Below are 24,003 nucleotides of genomic sequence, written 5' to 3' on the forward strand. Positions count from 1 at the left end.
TGCATTTTATCCGCTCCGATACGCCCTACCGCACGATCGAAGATCTGCGCAACGCCAAGGAGCCGCCGCGCTGCGGCAGCTCGGGCACGGGAACGACCGGGCACTATTTCCCGCGGATGTTGGAAGAGGTCTTCGGCGTCAAGACAAAAATCGTCGACGGCTATCAGGGCGGCTCGGAGATCGATCTGGCGGTCGAGCGCGGCGAAGTCCATTGCTGGTCCCCGGTCGTCGCGACTTTCTTCGGCCGCGAGCCTTACCTCGGCTGGCACAAGCGGGGATTTGTCCGCGTGATCCTTCAAACCGGAAAAAAACGCGATCCGCGGCTCGCCGACGTCCCGACGGTCTGGGAGTTGATGGACCGGTACAAGACTCCGGAAACAGCGCGCCGGCTGGTTCCAGTCGTCATCGGGGGCGTAGGGCTGGGCCGTCCCATCCTGACCGCTCCGGGAGTGCCGGCGGAGCGCGTGAAGATTCTGCGCCAAGCCTACGCTCGCACTCTCGCCGATCCCGCCCTCTTGGCCGAAGCCAAGAAGAGAAATTGGGAAGTCAATCCGCTGACCGGCGAAGAGCTCGAGTCTCTCGTCAAAGAAGTCATCGCGCAGCCGCCGCAGGTTGTCGAACGGCTCAAATGGGTACTAGGCCGCGATTGAAGCCGCTGAAAAAGGCCCATCTACGTCGTTGCGCTCGGTTCGCTTCGCGTCAACGTACTAGAAGGGTGCTGAAAAACTCTCCGTTCACCCTTCGACACGCTCAGGGCGAACGGAGGAGGGCTGATATCATTGAAGATTTTCCGTTCGTGCTGAGCTTGTCGAAGCACGAGTGGGTTTTTTCAGCAACCTGCTAGAAGAGTACGCCTCCGCTCGCGGACCTTCGCGCGCCTTGTAGCTGGACCTTTTTGACCGGCTTCGGGGAAAAAGTTTTCAGCTTCTCTGAGCCGAGTGTCAAAATGTTGACGGCGCGGTTTCGTCCGCCACTTACATCGGTACAGGCCGAAAATTCTTGTCGGCTAGTTAGAACGCGATTTACGACAACGAGGTAGATCAGGACGCGAGCGCGAGCGAGCGTGTTAGTAGAAGGACGCAGATCAGCGCGAGCTTGTTTTAGGTAACGAAACTTTGCTGGCCGTCGAGGAGGCGGATGCCAGGCGCCGCGAGGGGATCGGACCGGAGCGTACTTCCCTCACCCTTCCCTCTCCCACTGGGAGAGGGTTAAGGCGAGGGGGGAGATAAAAAAGGATGCGAACCCGACGCGGCAACGCCGCCGGCGCCCCTTATCGACAGATCAGACTAGACTTTCACTTTTGTGAAGACCTTCAGCGCGTTCTTGTTGAAGATTTTCACCTTGTCCTCGCTGCTCAGGAACGGGAGGCTGTCGATGACCGGCAGGACGTCGTCGGAAGGCCTGCCGGTGTCGGGGCGGGCGGCGCCGCCGGAGCCGGGGAACTCGGTGCCGAACATCATCTGGTCCACGCCTTTTTGCTTGATCGCCGCGGTCAGGAAGTTATCGTCGTAGGCGCAGCAATCGTAGAAGAGGTTATTGCGCAAATCTTTCTGCGCGATGTGGTGGTCGGTGGGGATGAAGCGGTTGAGCGCGCCGCCGCAGTGGCAGATCACGATTCTTAAGCGGGGGAAAAGCTCGAAGACGTTGCTGTGCGAGAGCACGTGCATGGCGATGAACTCTTCGGTGTAGTTGTTCATCTGGTAGTTGTGCGGGACGACCTCGATGCGCGGGTCGAAGCTCGTCGACGGATGCACCATCAACGGGACATCAAGCTCCTGCGCTTTCTTGTAGAGCGGGTGCCAGTAGGGCTCGTTCATGCCGGGCGCGTCTTTCCGGCCGCTCGGATCGGGATTCACGTAAGCGCCGACGAACCCCAGCTCTTTCACGGCGCGTTCCAGCTCGGCGACGCAATTGCTCGTGTCGAGCTGGGAATTCTGCGGCAGTTGCGCCATGCCGAGAAAGCGATCCGGATGGAGCTTCACGATTCGCGCGATCACGTCGTTGGTGATGCGGGCAATATCCTGCTGAAGAAACGGTCGGGTCCACTGCCACATAGCCACAGGCCGCGGGCCGATGAGCTGGACGTCGATCTTTCTTTCGTCCATGCCTTTCAAGTGGCTCTTCTGCGAATTGGCGAGCGCCTCGTCGGGCATCTCCAGCTTTCTTCCCGGCGTGTTGAGCGAGATCGTCGCGCCGAGATGCCCTCTGAAATGGGGCGGTGTGGTCATGTGGCCGTGAACGTCGATGACTTTAGTATTCTGGTACATTTGTGCCTCTCCTTTTTTAGTCGTCTTCCGGCGCCGGGACCTGGTGCGATAAAATAATTTCCCGCCGCTCCCGCGCCGATTGCATGACGGCCAAACAAACTTCGAGCGTCGCCATGCCCCACGGGCCCGTGTGGCGGATCGGCTTGTCGAGCACGACGGCGTTGTAAAGCTCTTCCAATTCTCCGCGCCGCGACGTGCTCCCCTCGAGCAGCGGGACGTCCTTCACGCCGTCGTCGCCGTGGACGTAGAGCCCGAACTGCGATTGGCGGATATCGCCGCGCTCGCACGAGACGATCAAAATGCCGAGGTCGTTCGGCGTCCACGGCCGGCGCTCGCCGCGGTTGCGGAAGAGCTGGTTTTCCTGCGTGCCGCCGATCCGCATCGCGTCCTTGTCCTCGTTCTCTTTCCGCGTGCCGTCGAGCAACTGCTTTCGGATCGCCGATCTCTCCTCGTAGGTGTAGCGGCTGCGGTTGCTGCCCCACGGCACCATCTCCGCGGCCAGGAAATAACCGTAGCCGTTGTGGACGAAGGTCGCGGGTACGCCGTCTTCGAACTCCATGAACGCCGCGTAGTAGCCGGGAATCGGGCGGCCGCGGAACCACTGGCCGGTCGTGCCGCGGACGCTCCGCACCATGCCGCCGCCGAGCAGGCGCAAGGTGTCGATCTGGTGCGGCCCCTGGCGGTAGGGAACGCCGCCGCCTTGATCGATGTCCAATTCCTCCGCCGTCCGCGGCCGCAACATCCAATCGGTGTAAGCGAAGACGTTCATAGCGCAGAGCCTGCCCAATTCTCCCGAGCGGATGATCTTCCTCATCGTCCGGATGTGCGGGCCGAAGCTCTGCGTGTGGCCGCAGATGAGCTTGATCTTGTTCTTCTCCGCGGCCGCGATCATCCCCTTGGCTTCTTCGAGGGAGATCGCCATCGGTTTTTCCACCACGACGTGCTTGCCGCGATCGGCGGCGATGATCGTGTGCGGCGCGTGGAATTTATTCGGCGTCGAGATCCAGACGGCTTCGACATTAGGATCGTCGCAGAGTTTCTCGATGCTGTCGTACGTGCGGGCGTTGTAGCGCTTCTCGAAGGTCTGGCGCACGCGCGGGTTCACGTCCGCGCCCGCGACCAGCTCGATGTTGGGCGTCGCCTCCATCGCCGGCAGAATCTCCGACGCGCCGACGCCGATGCCGACGACGCCGAGCTTCAGTTTTCTTCCCGTATCCGCCATTCCGTTACCTCTTATCAGACGGAGGCCGGCCCTTGTCAAGCAGCCCGGATCGAAAAGATAGACATTATTTCGATCTTGGGTTACGTTTTACAGGGCCAATGACCAAGGGGAAAACAATCGGCATTGCGGCATCCATCGTTATGACGATGGCCGCTCTATCCTGGGGCGGCGAGGCCGAGAACGCCTATGACGAGGCGCTGAAGCTGCACCGGGCCGGGAAGATGGGAGAGGCGATCGCCGCGTACGACAAAGTCATCAAGGCCGATCCCGGCCTCGCTAGAGCCTACATCGGCAGGGGCGAGGCTTACGCCAGACTGGGGCAGCATGACCGGGCCATCAAAGATCACGACCAGGCCATCAAGCTGGATCCGAAGCTCGCGGAAGCTTTTTACTACCGTGGCAATGCCTACGAAGAGCTCAAGCAGCACGAGCGTGCCATCAAAGACTACGACGAGGCCATTCGGCTCGACGGCAAAAACTCCAATGCCTACCGGCAGCGCGGCGGCGCGCACCACGCTCTCGGCCGGTTCGACAAGGCGGTTCAGGATTTCACCGAGGCGATCCGCCTCGATCCCAAGGACGCGGCGGCGTATTACGAGCGCGGCCTGGCTCAGCGCCGTCTCGGCAAGCATGAGGCGGCCGTTCAAGACTATACGAAAGCGCTCGGCCTCGATCTCAAAAATGCCGCCGTTTACAGCAACCGCGCCAACGCCTACCTGCTGCTCGGGCAACACGACAAGGCGGTTCAGGACTACGACGCGGCGCTCAAGCTCGAGCCCAAGAACGCGATGATTTACGCCAACCGCGGCGTCGTCAAGCTGGAGCAGGGAAAGAAGGCGGAGGCGGAAAAAGATTTCGCCCGGGCGTTCGAGCTCGATCCCGGCATCAAGAAAAAATTGGAGCCCGTCATCGGCGCCAAGAGCGCGCCCGCCAAGTGAACATGACCATCCGCGTCGCGATACTGACGGCGATCCTTTACTTTCTCGGCGCGGCGCCCGCGTGGCCGGCGTCGGCTGACGACGTTCTCAAGCAAGCGCGCGCGCTGCACGAAGCCGGCAAGCTCAAGGAAGCGATCGAGCGGTACGACCGGGCGATCCAAATCGACCCGCGCTCGGCCAAGGCCTATTTCAACCGGGGCAAGGCTTACGCCGAGCTGGACGACGACGAGCGCGCGCTCAAGGATTTCAGCGAGGCGATTCGCCGCGACCCGAAGGACGCCGAACTCTATTACCAACGGGCCAACGCTTATCGCCGCCTCGGCCAGCGCGAGCACGCCCTGCAGGATTATTCCGTGGCGATCGACCTCACTCCTGGAAACGGCGACATCCACCTCGACCGCGGCACGACCCATTATGAGCTTGGCCAATACGAAGCCGCCTTGCGGGACTACAACGAGGCGATCCGCTTGAATCCCAAAGACGCGGATGCTTACTACAACCGGGCCAACACCTATGCACAGCTGGGAAGAAAAGAGCGCGCCGTCATCGACTACGACCAGGCGCTCGGTCTCAACGAGGGATTTATCGAGGCGTATTACAACCGCGGCATCGCCTACGCCGACCTGGGCCAATACGAAAAAGCGATCGAGGACTACACCGCCGTCGTGAAGGAGGTGCCGAAAGCTCCCGAGCCCTATTATAACCGCGGCCTTGCCTACTATCGGTCCGGGCGGCCGGAGCAGGCGATCGCAGACTACAACGAAGCGCTGCGCCTGAATCCGCAGGACCCGGAGGCGATCTACAACCGCGGCGTGGCGCATGCCCGGCTGAAGGAGTACGACCAGGCCGCGCGCGATTTCACCGAGGTGATCGTCCTGATGCCGAAAAGCGGCGAAGCCTACGGCCAGCGCGGCCTCGTCCGCCTGCGCCAGGGGCGTAACAAAGAGAGCGAAGCCGATTTGCAGAAGGCCTATCAGCTCGATCCAAAGCTCAAGCCGCTGATCGAGGAGGCGATCAAAAGGGGCCAAAGGCAAGAGGCGGAAGGCGCAGAGAAAGAAAAACAGTGAATCATCGAGCGGGGGAGAAAGCCATGTCGAGGGTCATGCGAACGGGGAAAATTTTAGCGCTTTGCGCCGCGCTGGCCTTGCCGGGCTTCAGCCACGCGGGCCAGGCCAAGAGCGCCGAGGATGTCTGGAAGGCTCTGGAAAAGCTTCCCGCCGCCGAGCGCGAGAAGAAGCTCGTCGAAGGCGCGAAGATCGAAGGCGGCGAGATGGTCTGGTACACCAACACCGGCGTCGATAACGCCAACCGCTACGTTCAAGCCTTCAAAAAAGCCTATCCGTTTATCGACGCGAAGGTCTGGCGGGCGAAGAGCCGCGACGTGGCGCAGAAGTTCCTGACCGAGTCGCGCGCCGGGATTTTCGTCGCCGACGTCGTCAAAACCACGACCGACCTGCTGCCGCCGCTCTTCGAGAGAAATTTGATCGGCCGCTACGAATCGCCGATCCGGGCGGTCTACCCGGCGCAGGCGAAAGGCGCCCTCTGGACCAGCACCAACTTTGAGTTCCGCGTTTTCGGCTACAATCCCAAAATGGTCGCGCGCCAGGACGTCCCCAAGACCTGGGACGAGCTTTTGCATCAACGCTGGGGCGGGCAGATTCTCTTCGACGAATCTTCGCTCGAAGAAGTGCTGGCGCTGAGAGGCACGTGGGGAAGAGACAAGACCGTCGAGTATTTAAGAAAACTCAGGCCCCAGCTCCTCATCCGGCGCGGGCGCGATCACATCGCCAATCTGATGATGGCCGGCGAAGCGCCGCTCGCGGTGACGATTTATCCCTACAACGCCGAGACGCTGCGCGCGCAGGGCGCGCCGATCGATTGGGTCGCGCCGGACGTGGTCACGACGCTGGTCTATCCTCTGACGATGTCCCGCTCTTCTCCGCACCCGCATGCCGCCGCGCTGTTTTATGATTTTTTGCTTTCCGACGCCGGGCAGCAGATGCTCGCCAAGGAGGGAAGGTTCGTCAGCAATCCGAAGTTCGAGCCGATCTACCCGAAGATCAAAGAGCTGCGCGCCATGATGGGCACGCCGCGTCTCCACCTCAACACCGTCGAAGACGCGGCCAAGCACCACGCCGACTCGCTCAAGATCCTCGACGAAATCGTGCTGCAGAGAAAATAAATAAGGCGTGAGGCGAGAGGCAACAGGCGAGAGGCAAAGAAAAACAAGGCAAAAGTAAGGCAAAAAAACTACTTCAGCCCCAATTCTCTTTGGGCTTTTTCTAAGAAGGTAGAATTGACGACTTCAGTCACTGGAACCGGGCGCGCCACCTTGCTGTTCTCCCGCACCAGATCGATCAGTACCTGAATCGATTCCGGTTTTACCGAACCGTCCTTCGTGATGACGCGCATCACGTGGCCGAACGTCTCGCTCGCCATCTGCCGGCCGGGCGGCTTCAACTCCTTCATGATGATGTCCAGCACGGCTTCGTGGTTCTTTTTGTCCCAGATGAACTGGAGGCCGCGCAATGTGGCGCGGACCATCTTCAGGACCTCGTCCGGATTTTCCCGGAGTTTTTTCTCGGCGGCGCCGAAGCCGTTCTGGGGAAACTCGATGAAGTCGCCGAAGAAGATGAGCTCGTGAAAGCCTTTCTGCTGCGCCAGGATATTGTCCGGGCTTTCCAGAATGACCGCGTCCACGACGCCGGACTCCAACGCCGCCAAGCGGCCGGCGCCGGTGCCGCCCATCGGATTGAGCGACACGTCCCGTTCCGGGTCGAGGCCGAGACGCTTTAAAATCAGGACCGTGAGGAAAGTCACGGTTCCGCCCGGAGAGCTGCCGGCGATTTTTTTGCCCTTGAGCTGGCGCGGCTCTTTGATTTCTTTTTTGCTCATCAGATATTGCAGCGGGCGGGCGACGGTAAAAAGCACGACCTTGACCGGCCGGTCCCTTACGGCTGCGCCGACCACGCCGGTGACCGCGCCGTTGTAGTCGATGTCGCCGGTGAGCATCGCCGTGCTCGCCAGCGCCGGCTGCATGATAATCTGCTCCAGCTCGATGCCCTCGTCTTTGTAGAAGCCCTTGTGATACGCCGCATAAAAAGCCAGAAACGAGACGCTCTTGGTCGGAAAAGCCATCCGCACTTTTTTGAGGCCGGTCTGCGCGAAGGCGGATGGGGGAAAGCAGAGAGGCGCGAGGAGCAGAGCGGACGCGACCGCAACGCGGCAGCCGAGATGCCGGATAGTACCGCTCATGCTATTCTTGCTCCCACTCCAAATCTGGTGAAACCTGCCTGAAGTTCGTGTACCGCCACAGTCGCGTTTCCCAACATCTGAGCCTTCTGTCGCATCTGCTCCAGCAAGCTATCGCTCGGCTTGCCATAAATGTCCATCGTTGACAGCCTGAGGAGTTCCCTAAACTTCGGGAACGCCGGCCCCGCCGTCTTCATGTGGTACTCCATCGATGCAGAGTCGGCGTGAACCTGAACCACGGTCATCCGGGTGCCGTCCTCGCTGAAGTAGATGTTGTACGCGATTGTCCGAGGCTCGTTCGCCTCGACGAACCCGACCAGTTCTTTGATCGCCGTCTTGAGTTCCTCAAGCTTTCCTTCGAGGATCTTGGAACTATCCATGATTACGATGGGCTCCGGCTGATTCATCTTCTTCCTCCTTACTTGCCTCGAATAAGCTCCGAGCAGCCAGAGTAAACCCACCCCGCTCACGCGCTCCCGGGATTTCTGCTATCAGAGGGGCGAGCGTCCGTTACTACCGGTGCGCCCACATTCCACAGCGCCCAGATGATGGCTGCCGAGAGCACGAGCAACGGCAGTGCGGAGGCCCCCTCCTTGACGTAACCCATGCGCTCCAAGGTCGTCAGCCATGGCAAGCGGAATCCTTCGAGCGTGACGTGGATGAGCGACGCGAAGACGCCGGGACCTTGCTGCACGTCCCGGTACATCGCCAAGCACCATGACCAGTACGTGGCGACGATGCCAATACACGCGGCCAGTATGGGTGGCAAGCGCAGCAACACACCAGCCACCAGCAGAAAGAGAAACGGTGCTACCGGCACGATATAGCGTACCCCGGTGATGACCTGCATGCGGCCGTATTGGTTCATAGCGCAAAGAAGGAAGAGGGCCAGCGAGAAGCTGACGATGCACCATACCTCGAGGCCGCCCACGAGGCGGGTACGACCGGAGAGCCACCCCGGGGTGTAGAGGGCCAATAGCAAGAGCGGCGCGGACGTGAACAACCCGAAATGCACCCCAAACGCCGTATCCCACAGCAAGTCTAGGTGAGGCCAATCTATGCCGCGGTAGCCGTAGTGGGTATATTCTGCTAGCGGCATATAGTGCTGGGCCGGATAGAACGGATTACCAAAGCATAACCACTGGTATCCCATCAACACTGCAATTGAGAACCCCGCCCCGGCAGCAAAATGCGGCACGTCAACACGCGACCGCGCCTCTCTGGGAAGCGAGGAGCGGCGCACAAGACTATAGAGGCTGAGGACCAGCAGGACGACGAGGCCGCTGTAGTCGACGACTACCGCCCACCCGGAAATCAACCCTGCGAGCAGGTAATTGGGGCGTTGAGGGCGCGAGGGATCGTCCCATGGTCTCCACAGCAGGGCGAAGGCGAACAAGGCTAAGTGGCTGACGAGGAGATTATGATTCAGTTGGGCCGTCCGGTAAAAGATGGGTGTCGCGAACGCATAGAGCAGCGCCAGCAGCAATGCCGCCTGGACCGACGACGTCAAACTCACCAGAACACGGAACATCACCACCGCGCTGAGCGCCGAGAGCGGAGCCATGAAAAAGGCCTGCATCACCCCCGCCGCTAAACCGAATTTCACATCCAAGCCGCGCTCGTACGCCATGCGGTAAAACTCCCGGTCCTCCGGGTGGGGCGTGTTGTATTCCGGCGCCGGTCGGGGGGAGGCGGCACGGGTGCGCTGTACGCGCTCGACAATGCGGTCGATGATCGGGCGGGCCAAGGCGTAAGGAATTGCGCCAAGGATCGAGGCCCCAGGGTTATTGTTGATGAACGCCCCGTGGCCGGGGAGCGCGAAGATGTCGTCGTGCAGACCGAGGTACTCGGAGACGTCGAAGCTAAGACGATCGCCCAGGCTCAGGGCCGGGTAGATCTCCCGTTCGACGTTGGTGGCAAAGTGAAGGGCGTACACCAACCAGCACGTGACGAACAACCGTATGGCGACGCCACGCGGGGAGAAGCGCCACGGTACGAGCGCCGGACGGGCGCCGGACATCGATAGCGCTGGACCAACGCGCCGCGTCATCTGGATACCGCTATCAGCCCCGATCGACAGAAGGCTTGCCTCCCTGTAAATAGAAGACCAGGCCGAGCAGATCAACAAACGTCGTCAGCACGCGCCAACCCAGCAGCGCCTCGGCCCCGCCAGTCAGCCCGGCCAACTGAAACAGCTTGATAAAAGCCGCTTCGCCCACTCCTAACCCGCCCGGGGTCACCGGCAGGGCGTTGGCCATAAAGCCGAGCGGGATCAGAATGACCATCGGACCGCTGACCCCGGTGGGGCTGGTGGCCTGAACCAAAAGCAACATGACCCCTACCGTGATCGTCTGTACCAGCAACGAGATCCCGACCGCCGCCAGCAGGATACCCACGTTCCGGCGGTACGCGCCCACAGTTTTAAACACCCGTTCCGCGTGAGCCACCAGGCGCAACCTCGGGAAGGCGCGGGACATCGGGCGGCTATTTCTCTCCTGCCTCGCAAAACAGAACAACACACCCGCAAGCATCGCCGCTACGACAGCGGCCGCAGCCCATAGCAAGACGAGTAAAATTCCCACCGACTCCAGCAACCGCGGGAACAGTGGGGCGGCCAGCAGCGGCCAGAGCGCCAGCGCGAACGCGCCCACGGCACGGTCGAGCAGCATCACCGTGGCGATCTCGGTGAATCCGCTCCGGTTGCCCACCGTGGCATAGTAGACCCTGACGATATCACCGCCAGTGATTCCCGGCAGGCACGCGTTGAAAAAAGCCCCTATCAAGGTGAGCCGGAGCGACGAGGCGAGTGAAAGGTGCAGGCCGTGCGGCTTCAGCAGCACGCATAGGCGCCACGAGGTGAGGACCACGGTCATGACCAAAAGGGCGAGAACGGTGAGCGATAGCGGCCAGGCCTCCGCCAAACCCAACAAGGCTGACCAGTTGATCGCGCCTAAAGTGCCGAGGTAGACCAGCAGGCCGACGCCGATCGCCGTCCGCAGTGCCGCGAGCAACGTGCGCTTGGCTGGTATCATCGCCGGGCAAAAAAGAAAATGGGATCAGAGAATTTTTTCAATCGTAGTCCCAGCCGTCTTCTTAGATCGTCCCGCGCTGGATGATGTGATGAGGATAAGAGGGAATTGTAATTCGCGGCGACTGTGCCATGCGCCATTCCAGTATGAAGAATTGTTGGAAGCCTAACGCCCGTATTGCACATCGTCAAGAAGAAAGTTCTCCGATGCCAATTTTTCCGTATTCTCATTGCGCGTTCGTTCCCTGCTGGAATATTATCTGCCATTTTCCGTCGGTGCATCTCCATCTAGACTTCGGAAGCAAAAAGGAGAGGCTTGTCTGTCTTTCGTCGCCGCAATTACCTTGTCACCTTTCATCGCCGCCGCGAACGCCTCAGAAAATGTATCGACACTCCTAATGCAAGCACATGGGCGCTGAACATAAGAAAGATCTTTAGCTCGAATCGCCCCACTGAATCTTACCTACAGATGCTGTTAGGAGTTTGGTGGGGACTCCAAACTGGATGGGGCCAGGTAGAAGACCCGGCCCCAACACGGCTTCGTAACGGACAAGATCAGGACTATTTGCCTTGTAGCGCTTCGTGGACCTTGCCCACCATTTTTGCGGACGGTGTGAGGGTCTTGTCGCCTTCGTCCTTCCACTTCGAGGGGCAGGCCTCGTTGGTTTTTTTCGACAGGTAGAGGTTCGCTTTGAACTTACGCATCAGCTCGTCGATGTTTCGGCCGAGGTTGTAGAAGTTGATCTCGGCGTTCATCAGGACCCCCTGGGGGTTGATGATGAAGGTTCCTCGCAACGCAAGGCCGGTGTCCTCGTCGTACACGCCGAACATCTGTGCCGCCTTTCCGGTAGGATCGCCTGCCATCGGGTACTTGACCTTCGCAAGCTCCTTCTCATTCTCCTGCCACGCCTTGTGCACGAACTTGGTATCCGTGCTCACCGTGATGATGTCGCACCCCATCTTGACGAAACGGTCGTGCTGCTCTGCCAGAGCAGCGAATTCGGTCGCTCAGACGAAGGTGAAGTCGGCCGGATAGAAGAAGAGAATCGTCCAGCGCTTGTTGCTGATTTGATCCTGCAGGCGGAACTTGCCGAAGTCGCCTTTCGCCGGCTCGTAGGTCTCGAACTCGAAATCCGGCACCTTCGTCCCGAGTTTCAAATTCGTCGCTGTGTCTGCCATGTCGTCTCACCTCCTGTTGTGTTGGTCTCACTCACAAAAATTATTATCACTCGCCAGCCGGTCTCGCTAGCCCCAACGTCCTTGAATGCTATCTCCGCACCTGCACGATGATCTCCGTTTCCACCGGCGCGTCTTTGCTAAGCGAGGCGACGCCGACGGCGGCGCGGGCGTGCTCGCCGCGCGCGCCCCAGAGTTTCACGAGAAGGTCGGACTCGCCATTGACGACCTTTGGCATGTCGGTAAATCCGGGCGCGACGGCGACGTAGCCTAAGACTTTCACGATCCGCTTCACTCGATCGAGACTCCTCAGAGCCGCTTTCATGATCGCGAGATGATTCAGCGCGCAATCGCGCGCCATCTCGTAGGCCTGTTCGAGCGTGACTTCGCCGCCGACTTTTCCGGTGTATTTCGGCGGTTGGCCGTTCAAGCGGCCGATGTTGCCGCCGATAAACAGGAGATCGCCGACTCTGACGAAAGGGATGTAGTTCGCCGCCGGCGTCGGCGGTTGCGGCAGCTCGAACCCAAGCGCGGATAGTTTTGTCTCGATCGTTTCTTTCGCCCGCTTTTTCTTCTTCATTTATGCGCTCCTTCGATTTGCAAATTTGAGACGCAGCGGATCATATGAAAAAAGCAGGCGCGAGGCGAGAGCAAGGCGTAAATAAGAAAATTAAGGTTCTTCTGGGTTTAGTGTGAAGGAGATTCACCACGAAGGACACGAAGAGCACGAAGGAAAGAAGTTTTAACCGCAAAAGAGCACAAAGGATTTAGGTTTCAGATCTGTAAGGCAACCGTGCTGTGGTAACCCTTTACCCGTTCTAAGAAGGGCACGTGGTGAACGAAATCAAGGTGATAGTGATAAGTTATCCATACGGAAGGCGGAAGAGGCAAAATAAAAAAGATGTGGCGCGAATCCCGAGACAAAACAAGCATGAGTAAAGCTCCGGAATTTCGGACTGGACCCCCGACCCTTCGACAGGCTGCTCAGGGTCGTGGTGAGCGAAGTCGAACCACGATAAAAACATCCGGGGGTGACAACTTGGGGAAAATCATCCGAGCGCCTCTTGATGCCCCGCAGCTTGCTGCGGGGATGTTCATCCGTGCCCGCATGCTTCGACCCGTCGGCTTTGCTCAGGACAGGCGGGCGGGCTCAGCACGAACGGAAAATTGCCCCGACTTAAAAATTATCCCGTTCGCCCTGACCTCTCGACAGGCTCGGGACTAAAGGCTGTCGAGGGGGCCTGCCCTGAGGCCCCTCGAAGGGTCGAAGGGCGAGTGGGGCGGGATTGCCGGCGCACTCACGCGCAGCTCTCAGCCAAGCTCCTTGATAAAATCCGACACGCGCTCGCCGATCATGATCGCCGTGAGATTGGTGTTGGCGTGCGTGACCGTCGGCATGATCGAAGCGTCGGCGATCCAGAGATTGTCCATGCCGTGGACTTTCAGCTTCTGATCGACGACGGCCATCTTGTTCGACGCCGGCGCCATCAGGCAGGTGCCCACGCCATGATGGTAGCTGTCGTAGGTCGAGCGCGCGAATTTAGCCCAATCGTCCTTCGGACCCGGTTGCACGAGCGGCCCGTAGTATTTCTCCATCGAGTCATGCTGCGTGAGATCGAAAATGAAGCGCATCGTGTTGGTCATGGCCTCGACGTCGCGGCCGTCCTCGAGCATGCGCGACTCGATCGCCGGTAGCTCGTTCGGTTCTGTGCTCCGCAGCGTAAGCTTGCCGCGCGTGGTCTGTTCCAGCAGATGGGCGGAGACGGGCATCATTCGTTTAATACCTTTCACTTCGGTCGGTGGCCGCATCACGATGTGAAAGTTCGCGCAGGACCGCGACGGATCGCTCTTGGTGATCAGACGAAAGCGCGGTACCACCCAATCTTCACTGAAGTGCGTCGGCCCCTCGAACGTCATGTAGACCACCGGGTGGTCTTGATAGTTCTCGCCCACGCCTTCGAGCGCATGCACTGTCTTGATGCCGAGCCGCGCCAGCTCTTTGGCCGGGCCGACACCGGAGAGCATGAGAACCTGCGGCGTGTGGTAAACGCCGGCGGCGAGCACGATCTTGTCGGCGGCGACGCGCCGAACCTGTCGTTCCTTTTCGTATACGACTTCAGTCACTCTGCGCCCGTCGATTTTCAACCATCGCACCGGCGCTTCGGCGACGATCGTCAGATTTTTCCGGCCGCGGGCGAGATTCAGATACGCAACGGTGGTCGATTGCCGCTTGCCGTTTTTAATATTATAGGGCGATGCACAGACGCCCAACGGCTCGGCAACGTTGAGATCGGGGCAGGAGGAGAGTCCCATGCCGAGCGCGCGATCGATGAAAGCGCGCACCGGCGCCGATGCCGGCATGTCCAACATGAAGGGCCGCTTCACGTACAGCGGGCCGTCGTTGCCGTGGATCGGGCTATCGGGAAAATCCTGGTCCGATTCGATGCGCTTCATTACCGGCAGGCATTTTTCATACGACCAGTCGGGGTTCCCGTGCGCGACCCAGTTGTCGAGATCGTGCTTCATGGGCCGCAACACGGACATGACGTTGACCGACGAGCCGCCGCCCATGATCCGTCCCGAGAGCGCGTAATACGTGCTGCCGTCGATCTTTCGCTGCGAGGGATACATCATTACGAACGGCGATTCGAGCAGTAGGCGCGTTTGTTGCGATGCTTCTGCCACGATGTCCGGGATCGGCTGCGGGTCGGGCCCGGTTTCCAGCAGCAGCACGTTGCGCTTCGGATCCTCCGATAAGCGGGCGGCGGCGGTGCATCCCGCCGAGCCTCCGCCGATAATGATAACATCGTAAAAATCAGCCATGCGGTAGCTCCGCAATCTCCACTCGCGCTTTTAGTCTTCGGGCAAATTCCTCCAGCGCCAACACCGACGTGGCACGCAGGACCATATCGCCGAGGATACCGAGTCGACCTTTGATCTCTATGTCGGCGCGATAACTCAGTTCCGTGCGCTTTTCAAGCGGCTCGGCAAGCTTCAGGTTCAATCTCGCGGTGACGCGGCTGTGGGTGACGGAATCCTCGCCGTCGGTTTGCACCACGAGGTCGCTCGGCGGCGTGCTGTCGGTGATCGTCGACCGGAAGCTGAACTTGCCGGAGATCGGGCCGACGGCCGCTACGACGACGCCTTCGAACGTGCGCTCGTCGATCTCCGTGACCTGCTCCAGGCCGGGAAGGCACGATGAGAAGCGATCGATGTCCAGGAGAAAATCCCAGAGAACTGCGCGGGGAGCTGCGACATCGATCTTGCCTTCGAGAATCATGTTAAATGGTGTTCCCCCTCACCCTTCCCTCTCCCCCGTTGCGGGGGAGAGGATAAAGGAGAGGGGCAAATCAATGAAAAGGCGAAGGCGAGGTTCATTACTCACGCGGCGATTAATTGCTCGATCGGCCCGCGAGGTATAGACGCGCGCACTGCTCGCTGCAAAAATATTGGTCGCCGCGGAGCATGGCCTCGCTCTTGGGAAGATAGCTCTGGCACTGCGGGTCGAGGACCATCTCCTCCGGCTTGGCGGCGTCGCTCTGGCGCAGATTGCGCGGTCTTTTTCGGGTGAATAGATAGAGATTGAGGAGCGTGAAGAAAAGAAAAAACAGGAAGAAGAGGAGAATCAGCCTCAGCATTGCGGGAGACTCTTTGGACAGAGCTGTATTATCACCGCTCCGGACCGGTGCCAAGGCCTGCTAGAGCCGGGTAGTGGATTCTGTTTGATAAAATTTTGTAGGGGCGACCCCCTGTGGTCGCCCGAAAAGAAGGGCAGGCACAGGGGCCTGCCCTACATAGAAATGTTGTTGCATTCAAATTGAACCTTACCTACAGCCGGGCGAGGCTGACGCGCTTGTCGTCTTTGACTCCGACCAGGATCTCGGAAATCGAGGTGCCCAGGACCGGATGGATCACTTGCGGCCCGAGCTCGATCAACGGGATCAGGACGAACTTGCGCTGGTGCATTTCCGGGTGAGGAATTTTTAAATTCTTCTTGTTCATGATGAGCGAGTCGTAAAGCAGTATGTCGAGATCGATGATGCGCGCGCCCCACTTCTTGCGCACTTTCTTCCGCCCCATGGCGCGCTCGATGTTTTTCAATTTAGTCAGCAGCAGCTCGGGTTTCATCTCGGTTTCAATCTCGATGACCCCGTTGATGTACCATTCCTTGGAATCGCCGTGCGGCTGGCTTTCGTAGACGGAGGATTCTTTGATGATGCGGGTCTTGGGGAGCTTGGCGATTCTTTCCAGCGCCTCCAGGTAGTTCTCCCGCTTGTTTCCCAGGTTGGAGCCGATGCCTATATATACCTGATGGGGCACAGTCCGTTCAGGATAGATCCTCCAGGTGTGACGCCTAAATTCTTACCTGCCGGATTCTCTCCGTGACCTCCTTCAAGCGTAATTTGTCCACACAGAGGGTAAAGCGCACGTAGCCCTCGCCCGGCGCGCCGAAGCCGTTGCCGGGCGTCGTGACGACACCGGCCTGGTCGAGCAGCTTAGCGGTGAAATCCGCCGAGGTAAATCCCTTAGGAACCGAAACCCAGACGTAGAACGTCGCGCGCGGCTTCTCGCATTCGAATCCCGCGGCGCGGAGCCCGTCCACGAGAATGTCGCGCCTTTCCTGAAAGACTCTTCTCGATGGCTCGATGATTTTGTCGCCCAAGCGCAAGGCCTCGATCGCCGCCTCCTGAACCGCCTGGAAGATGCCGGAGTCGATGTTCGACTTGACCTGCGCCAGGCCGGCGACGAGCTCCGGATTGCCGACGGCCATGCCCACGCGCCAGCCGGTCATGTTGAAGCTCTTGGAGAGCGAGTGGAATTCGATGCCGATCTCCCGCGCGCCCTCGACTTCGAGAAAGCTCATCGGGCGATAGCCGTCGAAGCCCATCTCGGTGTAGGCCGCGTCGTGGCAGACGATGACGTTATATTTGTTCGCGAACTCGATCACGCGCGTGAAAAAATCTTTTTCCGCCACCGCCGCCGTGGGGTTGTTGGGATAGTTGATCCACAGCATCTTGGCCGCCCGCGCGACTTCGGCGGGAATCGCGTCGAGGTCCGGCAGGAAACGATTCTCTTTCGTGAGCGGCAGAAAATAATTTTTTCCGCCGTTGAACAGAGTCCCGATGTGATACACCGGATAGCATGGACTCGAAACCAGGACGATATCGCCGGGGTCGACGAAAGCGGTAGCCATGTTGGCGATGCCTTCTTTGGAGCCGATCAACGAGACGACTTCCTTTTCCGCATCGAGCTTGACGCCGAAGCGGTTCTGGTACCAGCTCGCAACCGCCTGGCGGTACTCCTTCATTCCGGTGGTGTTGGGATAGCGATGGTTTGCCGGCTTGCTCGCGCCCTCGGCCAGCTTTTCGACGATCGGCGCCGGCGTCGGAATATCCGGATCGCCGATGCCGAGATCGATCAGATCCACGCCGCGCGCCAGCGCTTCTCTCTTTCGCCGGTCGATTTCGGCGAAAAGGTAAGACGGCAACTCGTTGATTCGTTTGGCTTTTTTAATCGCGATGGCCAACTTCCAAAACTTTCCTTAAACGCAAAACGGGACCTTTTTATCTGGTTTTTTTATCTTTGACAACTACTTTGATATTTGGCGGGTTTCAGATTCTAAATGGGTTTCAGCACCCGAGAGCGCGTGTCGAAGATGTAGCAGACAGATTGAGCCGGATTTTGTGAGAGTATGGGAGGGCCCGGGTGGCGCGAAATATTTCTTGACAACCGGCTCGCCCGGCTATACAAGCCTGCGCATTATGTCAAACCTAATCGAACGCGCGGTGCGGGCCGCCAAGCTGGACGTGACGGTTTACGAAGAGGTCGAGGCCGACAAGACGGCTCTCGGCCAGGCGCTGGGTGTCGTGCTGCTCTCCAGCGTCGCCGCGGGAATCGGCAGCGTCGTCTCGGCCGGCGCCGTCGGGCTTTTTATCGGCGCCATCGGCGCGCTTATCGGCTGGTTCATCTGGGCGTACCTCACGTTTATCATCGGCACGAAACTTCTTCCCGAACCACAAACCGACGCCGATATCGGTCAACTGCTTCGGACCATAGGGTTCTCCAGCTCTCCGGGAGTTATCCAGATATTGGGCGTCATTCCAGTGCTTGGGAAAATTATTTTTGTCGCAGCTTCGATCTGGATGCTGGTCGCCATGGTGATCGCCGTGAGACAGGCGCTGGATTACAGCAGCACGCTTCGAGCCGTGGGGGTCTGTCTGATCGGCTGGATCGTGCAGGCCGTCGTCTTCATCCTGTTCTTTTTTCTTTTCGTTGGACCCACCATGAGCGTCAATCCGTAGCACGGCTCGGAACGGCGCCGGACGGTTCATTCCAACTTCTCTTTCCGCAAACTCACAACCGGGGACGCCGGTCAGGATTTTGTTCCCCGGCTCATTCGGGGCTGATTTAGCAGCCTCTATTGAGTCAGATCCCGCCATTGACTTTCTTTATCCCACGGTGGTAGAAGCGGCCCAGAGAAGGAGGAACTTTCATGAAGAAGACTATACCGTTACTTACGGTCCTGCTCGCGGCTGCTGCCGGCTCCTGGCAAGAGGCTCGGTCGTGGGAGCCCACCAGGCCGGTCGAGTTCGTCATCCCCGCCGGCACGGGCGGCGGCGCCGACGTCATGGCCCGGTTTATCGCTCCCCTGATCTCCAAGCATAATCTCGCCCCCCAGCCTTTCGTGGCCGTCAACAAGTCCGCGGGGGCGGGCGCCGAAGGCTTCACCTACGTGGCGGGTAAAAAGGGCGACGCCCATGTGATCATCATCACTCTCTCGAATCTCTTTACGACGCCGCTTGCCACGGGGGTTCCGTTCAACTGGAAGGACTTGACTCCGGTCGGCCGTCTGGCCCTGGACGAATTTGTCCTCTGGGTCAATGCGGAGACACCTTATAAAACGGCCAAGGAGTATATCGACGCGGTAAAAAAATCGCCCGGGACTTTCAAGATGGGCGGGACGGGAACGGCTCAAGAGGATCAAATCATCACGGTCCAACTGGAACAGGCGCTGGGACTCAAGTTTATCTATGTGCCGTTCAAAGGCGGGGGCGACGTGGCGGTCAACCTGGTTGGGAAGCACGTGGACTCCACGGTCAACAATCCCAACGAAGCGGTGGGCCACTGGAAGGGCGGGAAGGTGAGGCCGCTCGCCATCTTCGATACCGAGCGTCTGGATCTGCCGGATTGGAAAGGGATCCCGACGGTCAAAGAGGCGCTCGGACAGGATATTCATTACCTGATGCTGCGCGGAATCTTTTCGGCGCCGGGAATCCCCAAGGACGTGCAGGAGTGGTACGTCAATCTGCTCAAGAAGGTTTCCGACACTCCCGAGTGGAAGAAATTCACCGACGATGGCGGCTTGAAGCGGGCTTTTCTGACCGGACCCGAATATGTCAAATGGCTCGAACAAACGGAGAACCTCCACAAGGACCTCATGACCAAAGGCGGGTTGCTTAAAAAATAGACCAGTGCGGCCCTCACCGGGAGAAGCTAGATGCGGAAAGCGGACAACGCATGCGGGGCCGTTCTGCTCGTTTTAGGCGGACTCATACTGTGGGAATCCCTGAAGCTGAGAATAGGCTGGGGACTCAACGGCCCGGAAGCCGGGTTCTTCCCTTTTTGGCTGGCCGTCGGCCTCGTCCTGTGCAGCGCCATCATCCTCGTCCAGGCATTTCTCAATCGCTCGTCATCCGCCGATAAGCCTTTCATCCAAGAAGGCGGGCTGACTCCGGTCCTGAAGGTTGCACTGCCGGCCTTTGGCATGGTGGCGCTCACCGAGGCTTTCGGTCTCTATCCGGCGGCTGCGATCTACCTTGCGTTTTACATGCGCTGGATCGGAAAGCACCGTTGGGCCGCGACGCTCGCCGTCAGTCTGGCTTTGCCGGTCGCCAGCTACTTCGTTTTCGACCGATGGTTTCTGATTCCTATGCCGAAAGGCCATTGGACATGGATCAGCGGCCTCTACTGATCAATCAACGGGAGATCTTACCTGATGGAATCGTTCGGCAACCTCTTGATGGGATTTCAGATCGCGCTTACGCCCTACAACCTGTTCGTCGCCACGGCGGGGATTTTTTTAGGCACGATCATCGGCGTGCTGCCGGGGCTCGGCGGCGCCAACGGCGTGGCGATACTTCTCCCGATCACTTTCGTCATGCCGCCCACCTCGGCGATCATTCTGCTCTCGTGCATCTATTGGGGCGCGCTGTTCGGCGGCGCCATCACCTCGATCCTGTTTAACATCCCCGGCGAGCCCTGGTCGGTGGCCACGACTTTCGACGGCCATCCGCTCGCCAAACAAGGCAGGGGAGGGGAGGCTCTGACCGCCGCTTTCACCTCTTCTTTTTTCGGCGCCGCGTTCGCTATCATCCTGGTCACATTTTTCGCTCCGATCATCGCGGAGTTCTCGCTCAAGTTCGGCCCGCCGGAATTTTTAGGCATCCAGATGCTCACGTTCAGCGCCTTCGTCGGCCTGGGCGGAGGCAGCGTGCCCAAGACCCTCGTCTCCATTTTCGTCGGGTTCATCATGGCGACGGTGGGTATGGACATCATCAGCGGACAGCTCCGGCTCAACTTCGGGACCATCGAGCTGATGCGCGGGTTCAACTTCGTCGTCGCGGTGATCGGCCTCTTCGGCATCGGCGAAATATTTTTGACGGTCGAAGAGGGACTTTCGCTGAAAGGAGTTCAAGCGAAGGTTACGTGGCGCACCGTCACCAGCACGCTGAAGGAGCTGACGCGATACTGGAAGACTTTTATCCGCAGCGCTGTTATCGGCTCCTGGATGGGAATCAAGCCCGGCGGCGCCACGCCGGCCTCCTTCATGAGCTACGGTTTCGCCAAGCGCCTCTCCAAGACCCCGGAAAAGTTCGGCCACGGCGCCATCGAAGGGGTGGTCGCCCCGGAGACCGCGGCGCACGCCGCCGGGGTCTCGGCACTCTTGCCCATGATCACGCTCGGCATTCCCGGCTCGCCCACCGCCGCCGTGATGCTGGGCGGACTTTTGATATGGGGCCTCCAGCCCGGACCGATGCTGTTCAAAGAAAAACCGGATTTCGTCTGGGGACTGATCGCCAGCATGTACACGGGAAACGTGATCGGGGTGTTGATCGTTCTTCTCTTCGTGCCTTTTTTTGCCGCGATCTTGAGGATCCCTTTCGCGATCCTCTTTCCTTCGATCGTCTACGTCTGCGCCATCGGCGCCTATGCGGTGAATAACAGCACGATGGACATCTGGTACATGATGATCTTCGGCGTCATCGGTTACGTCTTCAAAAAGCTCGACTATCCGATCGCTCCGATGGTCCTGGCCTTGGTGTTGGGAGACCTGGCGGAATCGGCCCTGCGTCAAAGCCTGATCATGTCGCAGGGCTCGCCGAAGATCTTTTTTGCCAGCCCGATCAGCGCGGCGTTGGTGATCGCGTCGATCCTGTTGGTGATCTGGCCGTCGATCAGCCGTTTTCTAGCGGGACGGGCGCACCACCACGAGGCTCCTCAAAAAGCCTCATAGTCTTCGTTGCGCTTCGACGAAGATCCGTGGAAACTTTTACCTGGATTGGATCTATTCGTTCTTGGCTTTCAGCGTTTGGATGCGGGTGATGAGGCCGTTCGTGAACGTCAGCACTAAGCCATTTTCATAGGTCCACTGCTCCTGAGTTCCCAACAAAAGCGTAGCGCTCTTCATGGGTACCATCCTCTTGGGATCGCCCAAAGCCGCCTTGGCTTCTTTCGTACTCATTCCCAAAACGGGCTGCCTCTTGAGCGCGGCCTCTTTGACGTGCTCCGGCCAGTGCTGCGCCCGGATCCATGCCTGGCGTTTGTTTTCAGCTTCAGTTTCCTTGGCGAGCTTGGCCTTGGCGTCCCGGCCGGGGTCCACGGTAACGAGTGAAGCGTTGAAGTGCTCCAGAAAAGAGCCGAGGGATAGAAAGCCCTCCTTGCCGGAGTCGAAAACCACTCTGTAGTAATGCTCACGGGTTTGCGCCGTGCCGCCGACGATCTCCTTGATCTCGAAGGAATCTTTGATTGCAGGTTGGAAGCTGGGCGCCGCCGGCGCCGGAGCCGACAGAAACGCCGGCGGTTTGATTTCGTGCTCGACGACCCAGTAAGTTTTCCCAACGTACCGGCCGTAGGCCTCGAGCTGCTTGGGCGTGTACTGAGAAGCCGCGAAGCTGGTGCTGGAGATTGCGAGAAAGGGCAGCGCGCTGAAAAAGATCACCGCCACGACCTGTTTTTGATAGCTTACTTGCACGCAGTCATTCTACGAAAAATGGTGTGATAAACCAAGACGGAGGCTCTGGTCCGCGAGGATTGGACAGCCGTGCCTTGAACCGTGGGAAGCGGTTATCTTGACCGAGACCATAAACTCGTCCTATTTTGAGGCTAAAGTCAGAGACGGAAGGAATCGAGGATGAAAGACGGATTCAAAGTGATCGACGCCGACCGGCACGTTTTGGAGCCCTCCGACCTTTACGCAAGATATCTGCCCGAGAAGTTTCGTGGTCGCGTGCGTCTCGAGGGACCCAACCAGACGGTTCGCATGGTGGATGGAAAACCGGTGTCCGACTCGGAGCGGCGGCCGGGCCGGTCGATGGAAGACCACGGCTACATCTTCGCTTCGTCGAAACGGTGGCGCGAGTGCTTCGCGGACGCTCTGGCGCACAAGTTCGATCCCGCCTCGAACCTGCGCGACATGGACCGCGAGGGGATCGATGTCAGCGTCCTGTTCCCGACCATCGGTCTCTATATCATGTGGCGCGACGATATGGACCCGGAGCTCAGCGCTGCGGTCTGCCGCGCCTACAACACCTGGCTTGCGGAATACTGCGACTATGATCGCAAGCGACTTCACGGCGTGATGCTCATTCCCTTGCAAGACCCGGCTCGGGCCGTCGTCGAACTGAAATACGCGAGAGAGAAGCTCGGCCTCGTCGGCATCTTCTGGCGGCCCAACAAATTCTGCGGCCGCACTTTTTCCAGCCCGGACTATTACCCGATCTATGAGACCGCGTCGGACCTCGGCGTAACGGTCTGCGTCCACGAGGGCGCCCGCACCATCCTGCCCCAGGCCGGCTCGGACCGCTACAGCGAGTTCGGCCGCCACATCGCCTGCCACCCGCTCGAACAGATGCTCGCCTGTCTCAACTTCTGCGGCGACGGCGTCCTGGAAAAATTCCCCAGGTTGAAAGTCGCGCACCTTGAATCCGGCTGCGGCTGGGTGCCGTTCTGGCTGGAGCGCATGGACGAGCACTGGGAGCACGAATCGCACGGCTCCGCCAAAGTCACCAAAGAGAAACCGAGCTTTTACTTCAAGCGCCAGTGCTGGGTGAGCTGCGAGGCCGGCGAAGAGCTCGTTCCCGCGTTCGTGGAGCATGTCGGCGAGGACTACCTCACGATCGCGACCGATTACCCGCATAGCGACGCGATCGATAAATTCCCGGATAAAACCGTCGGATCGCTCAGCGGTAACGACAAGTTGTCCGCTGACACGCGGCGCAAGATTCTTTGGGACAATCCCGCGCGATTGTATGGGTTGGGGGTTTAGCTGCGGTGGCCAAATTTCGCGTTAAGTATTTCGGCAGCAACGAAGTTCCCGTCGCTCTGATCAAGCCGATCCTCGATGAGATCGACGCCGAGCTGGTGATCGCGCGGCCCAAAACCGACGCGGAGGTGGCGGAGGCCGGCCGCGACGCGGACGCGATCATCATGCACGGCTCGGTGCCTTTCACCCGGAAGATCATCGCGCAGCTAAAGCGTTGCAAGGTCGTCTGCCGCACCGGCGTCGGCGTAGACCGGATGGATCTCCGGGCGGCCGAGGAATTCGGCGTGAAAATCTGCAACGCGGCCGGCTGCAACTCCATCGAAGTCGCGGAGCAGACCATCGGCCTGTTGATCGCCGTGTCGCGCAAGCTTGTCCGCATGAACCAGTACGTGCGCGACGGGAAATGGCGGCGCCACACCGCCGAGCTGCACGCCTATCGCGGCCCGGTCTCGCGCATCGCGGGACGGACCCTCGGCATCGTCGGACTGGGTCACGTCGGGCGCCAGGTCGCGCCCCGCGCGCAAGGATTAAAGATGCGGGTTCAGGCGGTGGATCCCTATCTCGATCCAAAGATCGCG

General features: G+C 59.5%; 24 protein-coding genes. 10 read left to right on the plus strand and 14 right to left on the minus strand.

Annotation, left to right across the window (positions count from 1 at the left end; genetic code table 11):
• The coding region (locus VGL70_07740; protein ID HEY3303409.1) for a tripartite tricarboxylate transporter substrate-binding protein at positions 1-650 on the plus strand (650 nt) is incomplete at its 5' end.
• A gap of 636 nt (positions 651-1,286) precedes the next feature.
• Here VGL70_07740 and VGL70_07745 read toward each other — a convergent pair.
• Entirely contained in the window at positions 1,287-2,267 is a 981-nt protein-coding gene (locus VGL70_07745) for an amidohydrolase family protein (GenBank protein HEY3303410.1), read from the minus strand.
• Between the two features lie 16 nt (positions 2,268-2,283).
• Positions 2,284-3,489 carry a Gfo/Idh/MocA family oxidoreductase gene (locus VGL70_07750; protein HEY3303411.1) on the minus strand — a complete coding sequence of 402 codons (1,206 nt, stop codon included), beginning with the start codon at positions 3,487-3,489 and terminating at the stop codon, positions 2,284-2,286.
• 98 nt (positions 3,490-3,587) lie between these two features.
• On the opposite strand from VGL70_07750, the gene VGL70_07755 reads away from it, so the two are divergent.
• The 3 genes from VGL70_07755 to VGL70_07765 are packed head-to-tail and all read left to right on the plus strand — an operon-like array spanning position 3,588 to position 6,609.
• A complete protein-coding gene (locus VGL70_07755) occupies positions 3,588-4,427 on the plus strand; it encodes a tetratricopeptide repeat protein (GenBank protein ID HEY3303412.1) in 840 nt (279 codons plus the stop codon).
• A 2-nt stretch (positions 4,428-4,429) separates the two neighbouring features.
• Positions 4,430-5,494 carry a tetratricopeptide repeat protein gene (locus VGL70_07760; protein HEY3303413.1) on the plus strand — a complete coding sequence of 355 codons (1,065 nt, stop codon included), beginning with the start codon at positions 4,430-4,432 and terminating at the stop codon, positions 5,492-5,494.
• Between the two features lie 23 nt (positions 5,495-5,517).
• Complete coding sequence (locus VGL70_07765) at positions 5,518-6,609, plus strand: extracellular solute-binding protein (protein ID HEY3303414.1); 1,092 nt, start codon at positions 5,518-5,520, stop codon at positions 6,607-6,609.
• 68 nt (positions 6,610-6,677) lie between these two features.
• On the opposite strand, the gene VGL70_07770 is transcribed toward VGL70_07765, so the two are convergent.
• From VGL70_07770 to VGL70_07820, 11 genes are all read right to left on the minus strand, one after another.
• Positions 6,678-7,682: an ABC transporter substrate-binding protein gene (locus VGL70_07770; GenBank protein ID HEY3303415.1), complete on the minus strand. Its 1,005-nt coding sequence runs from the start codon at positions 7,680-7,682 to the stop codon at positions 6,678-6,680.
• Complete coding sequence (locus VGL70_07775) at positions 7,679-8,086, minus strand: hypothetical protein (GenBank protein HEY3303416.1); 408 nt, start codon at positions 8,084-8,086, stop codon at positions 7,679-7,681. Before VGL70_07775 ends, VGL70_07770 begins: the two co-directional genes overlap by 4 nt.
• Positions 8,087-8,145: 59 nt before the next feature.
• The gene (locus tag VGL70_07780) at positions 8,146-9,699 is read right to left on the minus strand and encodes a hypothetical protein (GenBank protein ID HEY3303417.1); all 1,554 of its coding nucleotides are present in this window, start codon (positions 9,697-9,699) and stop codon (positions 8,146-8,148) included.
• 43 nt (positions 9,700-9,742) lie between these two features.
• Entirely contained in the window at positions 9,743-10,690 is a 948-nt protein-coding gene (locus tag VGL70_07785; protein ID HEY3303418.1) for a lysylphosphatidylglycerol synthase transmembrane domain-containing protein, read from the minus strand.
• Positions 10,691-11,268: 578 nt separating this feature from the next.
• The gene (locus VGL70_07790; GenBank protein ID HEY3303419.1) at positions 11,269-11,886 is read right to left on the minus strand and encodes a peroxiredoxin; all 618 of its coding nucleotides are present in this window, start codon (positions 11,884-11,886) and stop codon (positions 11,269-11,271) included.
• A gap of 88 nt (positions 11,887-11,974) precedes the next feature.
• Entirely contained in the window at positions 11,975-12,463 is a 489-nt protein-coding gene (locus VGL70_07795) for a RidA family protein (GenBank protein HEY3303420.1), read from the minus strand.
• 731 nt (positions 12,464-13,194) lie between these two features.
• Complete coding sequence (locus VGL70_07800; GenBank protein ID HEY3303421.1) at positions 13,195-14,706, minus strand: GMC family oxidoreductase; 1,512 nt, start codon at positions 14,704-14,706, stop codon at positions 13,195-13,197.
• Entirely contained in the window at positions 14,699-15,163 is a 465-nt protein-coding gene (locus tag VGL70_07805; protein HEY3303422.1) for an SRPBCC domain-containing protein, read from the minus strand. Before VGL70_07805 ends, VGL70_07800 begins: the two co-directional genes overlap by 8 nt.
• A gap of 112 nt (positions 15,164-15,275) precedes the next feature.
• Positions 15,276-15,521: a PP0621 family protein gene (locus VGL70_07810; protein ID HEY3303423.1), complete on the minus strand. Its 246-nt coding sequence runs from the start codon at positions 15,519-15,521 to the stop codon at positions 15,276-15,278.
• A 190-nt stretch (positions 15,522-15,711) separates the two neighbouring features.
• The gene (gene folK / locus VGL70_07815) at positions 15,712-16,203 is read right to left on the minus strand and encodes a 2-amino-4-hydroxy-6-hydroxymethyldihydropteridine diphosphokinase (protein ID HEY3303424.1); all 492 of its coding nucleotides are present in this window, start codon (positions 16,201-16,203) and stop codon (positions 15,712-15,714) included.
• 34 nt (positions 16,204-16,237) lie between these two features.
• Positions 16,238-17,404 carry an LL-diaminopimelate aminotransferase gene (locus VGL70_07820; protein HEY3303425.1) on the minus strand — a complete coding sequence of 389 codons (1,167 nt, stop codon included), beginning with the start codon at positions 17,402-17,404 and terminating at the stop codon, positions 16,238-16,240.
• A gap of 241 nt (positions 17,405-17,645) precedes the next feature.
• On the opposite strand from VGL70_07820, the gene VGL70_07825 reads away from it, so the two are divergent.
• From VGL70_07825 to VGL70_07840, 4 genes are all read left to right on the plus strand, one after another.
• Positions 17,646-18,185, plus strand: coding sequence for a YIP1 family protein (locus VGL70_07825; GenBank protein HEY3303426.1), 540 nt, complete (start codon positions 17,646-17,648; stop codon positions 18,183-18,185).
• 191 nt (positions 18,186-18,376) lie between these two features.
• On the plus strand, positions 18,377-19,351 hold the full coding sequence (locus tag VGL70_07830) for a tripartite tricarboxylate transporter substrate binding protein (GenBank protein HEY3303427.1): 975 nt from the start codon (positions 18,377-18,379) through the stop codon (positions 19,349-19,351).
• A gap of 30 nt (positions 19,352-19,381) precedes the next feature.
• Positions 19,382-19,855 carry a tripartite tricarboxylate transporter TctB family protein gene (locus tag VGL70_07835; GenBank protein ID HEY3303428.1) on the plus strand — a complete coding sequence of 158 codons (474 nt, stop codon included), beginning with the start codon at positions 19,382-19,384 and terminating at the stop codon, positions 19,853-19,855.
• 24 nt (positions 19,856-19,879) lie between these two features.
• Entirely contained in the window at positions 19,880-21,397 is a 1,518-nt protein-coding gene (locus VGL70_07840; GenBank protein HEY3303429.1) for a tripartite tricarboxylate transporter permease, read from the plus strand.
• 51 nt (positions 21,398-21,448) lie between these two features.
• On the opposite strand, the gene VGL70_07845 is transcribed toward VGL70_07840, so the two are convergent.
• Positions 21,449-22,135 (minus strand): hypothetical protein, encoded by a 687-nt coding sequence (locus VGL70_07845; protein HEY3303430.1) that lies wholly within the window; start codon positions 22,133-22,135, stop codon positions 21,449-21,451.
• Positions 22,136-22,294: 159 nt separating this feature from the next.
• Between VGL70_07845 and VGL70_07850 the strand changes: the two genes are divergently transcribed.
• Together VGL70_07850 and VGL70_07855 are read left to right on the plus strand one after the other, a co-directional pair.
• Positions 22,295-23,428 (plus strand): amidohydrolase family protein, encoded by a 1,134-nt coding sequence (locus VGL70_07850; GenBank protein HEY3303431.1) that lies wholly within the window; start codon positions 22,295-22,297, stop codon positions 23,426-23,428.
• Positions 23,429-23,433: 5 nt separating this feature from the next.
• Positions 23,434-24,003 (plus strand): NAD(P)-dependent oxidoreductase (locus VGL70_07855; protein ID HEY3303432.1); only part of this gene is annotated, 570 nt, incomplete at its 3' end.

The organism is Candidatus Binatia bacterium (assembly GCA_036504975.1).
Classification (GTDB): Bacteria; Desulfobacterota; Binatia; order UBA9968; family UBA9968; genus JAJPJQ01.

Bases quoted from the DNA above. Each gene is read 5' to 3' on its own strand.
- VGL70_07745 (HEY3303410.1), bottom strand. From the start codon at position 2,267: ATGTACCAGAATACTAAAGTCATCGACGTTCACGGCCACATGACCACA.
- VGL70_07750 (HEY3303411.1), bottom strand. From the start codon at position 3,489: ATGGCGGATACGGGAAGAAAACTGAAGCTCGGCGTCGTCGGCATCGGC.
- VGL70_07755 (HEY3303412.1), top strand. From the start codon at position 3,588: ATGACCAAGGGGAAAACAATCGGCATTGCGGCATCCATCGTTATGACG.
- VGL70_07760 (HEY3303413.1), top strand. From the start codon at position 4,430: ATGACCATCCGCGTCGCGATACTGACGGCGATCCTTTACTTTCTCGGC.
- VGL70_07765 (HEY3303414.1), top strand. From the start codon at position 5,518: ATGTCGAGGGTCATGCGAACGGGGAAAATTTTAGCGCTTTGCGCCGCG.
- VGL70_07770 (HEY3303415.1), bottom strand. From the start codon at position 7,682: ATGAGCGGTACTATCCGGCATCTCGGCTGCCGCGTTGCGGTCGCGTCC.
- VGL70_07775 (HEY3303416.1), bottom strand. From the start codon at position 8,086: ATGAATCAGCCGGAGCCCATCGTAATCATGGATAGTTCCAAGATCCTC.
- VGL70_07780 (HEY3303417.1), bottom strand. From the start codon at position 9,699: ATGTCCGGCGCCCGTCCGGCGCTCGTACCGTGGCGCTTCTCCCCGCGT.
- VGL70_07795 (HEY3303420.1), bottom strand. From the start codon at position 12,463: ATGAAGAAGAAAAAGCGGGCGAAAGAAACGATCGAGACAAAACTATCC.
- VGL70_07800 (HEY3303421.1), bottom strand. From the start codon at position 14,706: ATGGCTGATTTTTACGATGTTATCATTATCGGCGGAGGCTCGGCGGGA.
- VGL70_07805 (HEY3303422.1), bottom strand. From the start codon at position 15,163: ATGATTCTCGAAGGCAAGATCGATGTCGCAGCTCCCCGCGCAGTTCTC.
- VGL70_07810 (HEY3303423.1), bottom strand. From the start codon at position 15,521: ATGCTGAGGCTGATTCTCCTCTTCTTCCTGTTTTTTCTTTTCTTCACG.
- VGL70_07825 (HEY3303426.1), top strand. From the start codon at position 17,646: ATGTCAAACCTAATCGAACGCGCGGTGCGGGCCGCCAAGCTGGACGTG.
- VGL70_07830 (HEY3303427.1), top strand. From the start codon at position 18,377: ATGAAGAAGACTATACCGTTACTTACGGTCCTGCTCGCGGCTGCTGCC.
- VGL70_07835 (HEY3303428.1), top strand. From the start codon at position 19,382: ATGCGGAAAGCGGACAACGCATGCGGGGCCGTTCTGCTCGTTTTAGGC.
- VGL70_07840 (HEY3303429.1), top strand. From the start codon at position 19,880: ATGGAATCGTTCGGCAACCTCTTGATGGGATTTCAGATCGCGCTTACG.
- VGL70_07850 (HEY3303431.1), top strand. From the start codon at position 22,295: ATGAAAGACGGATTCAAAGTGATCGACGCCGACCGGCACGTTTTGGAG.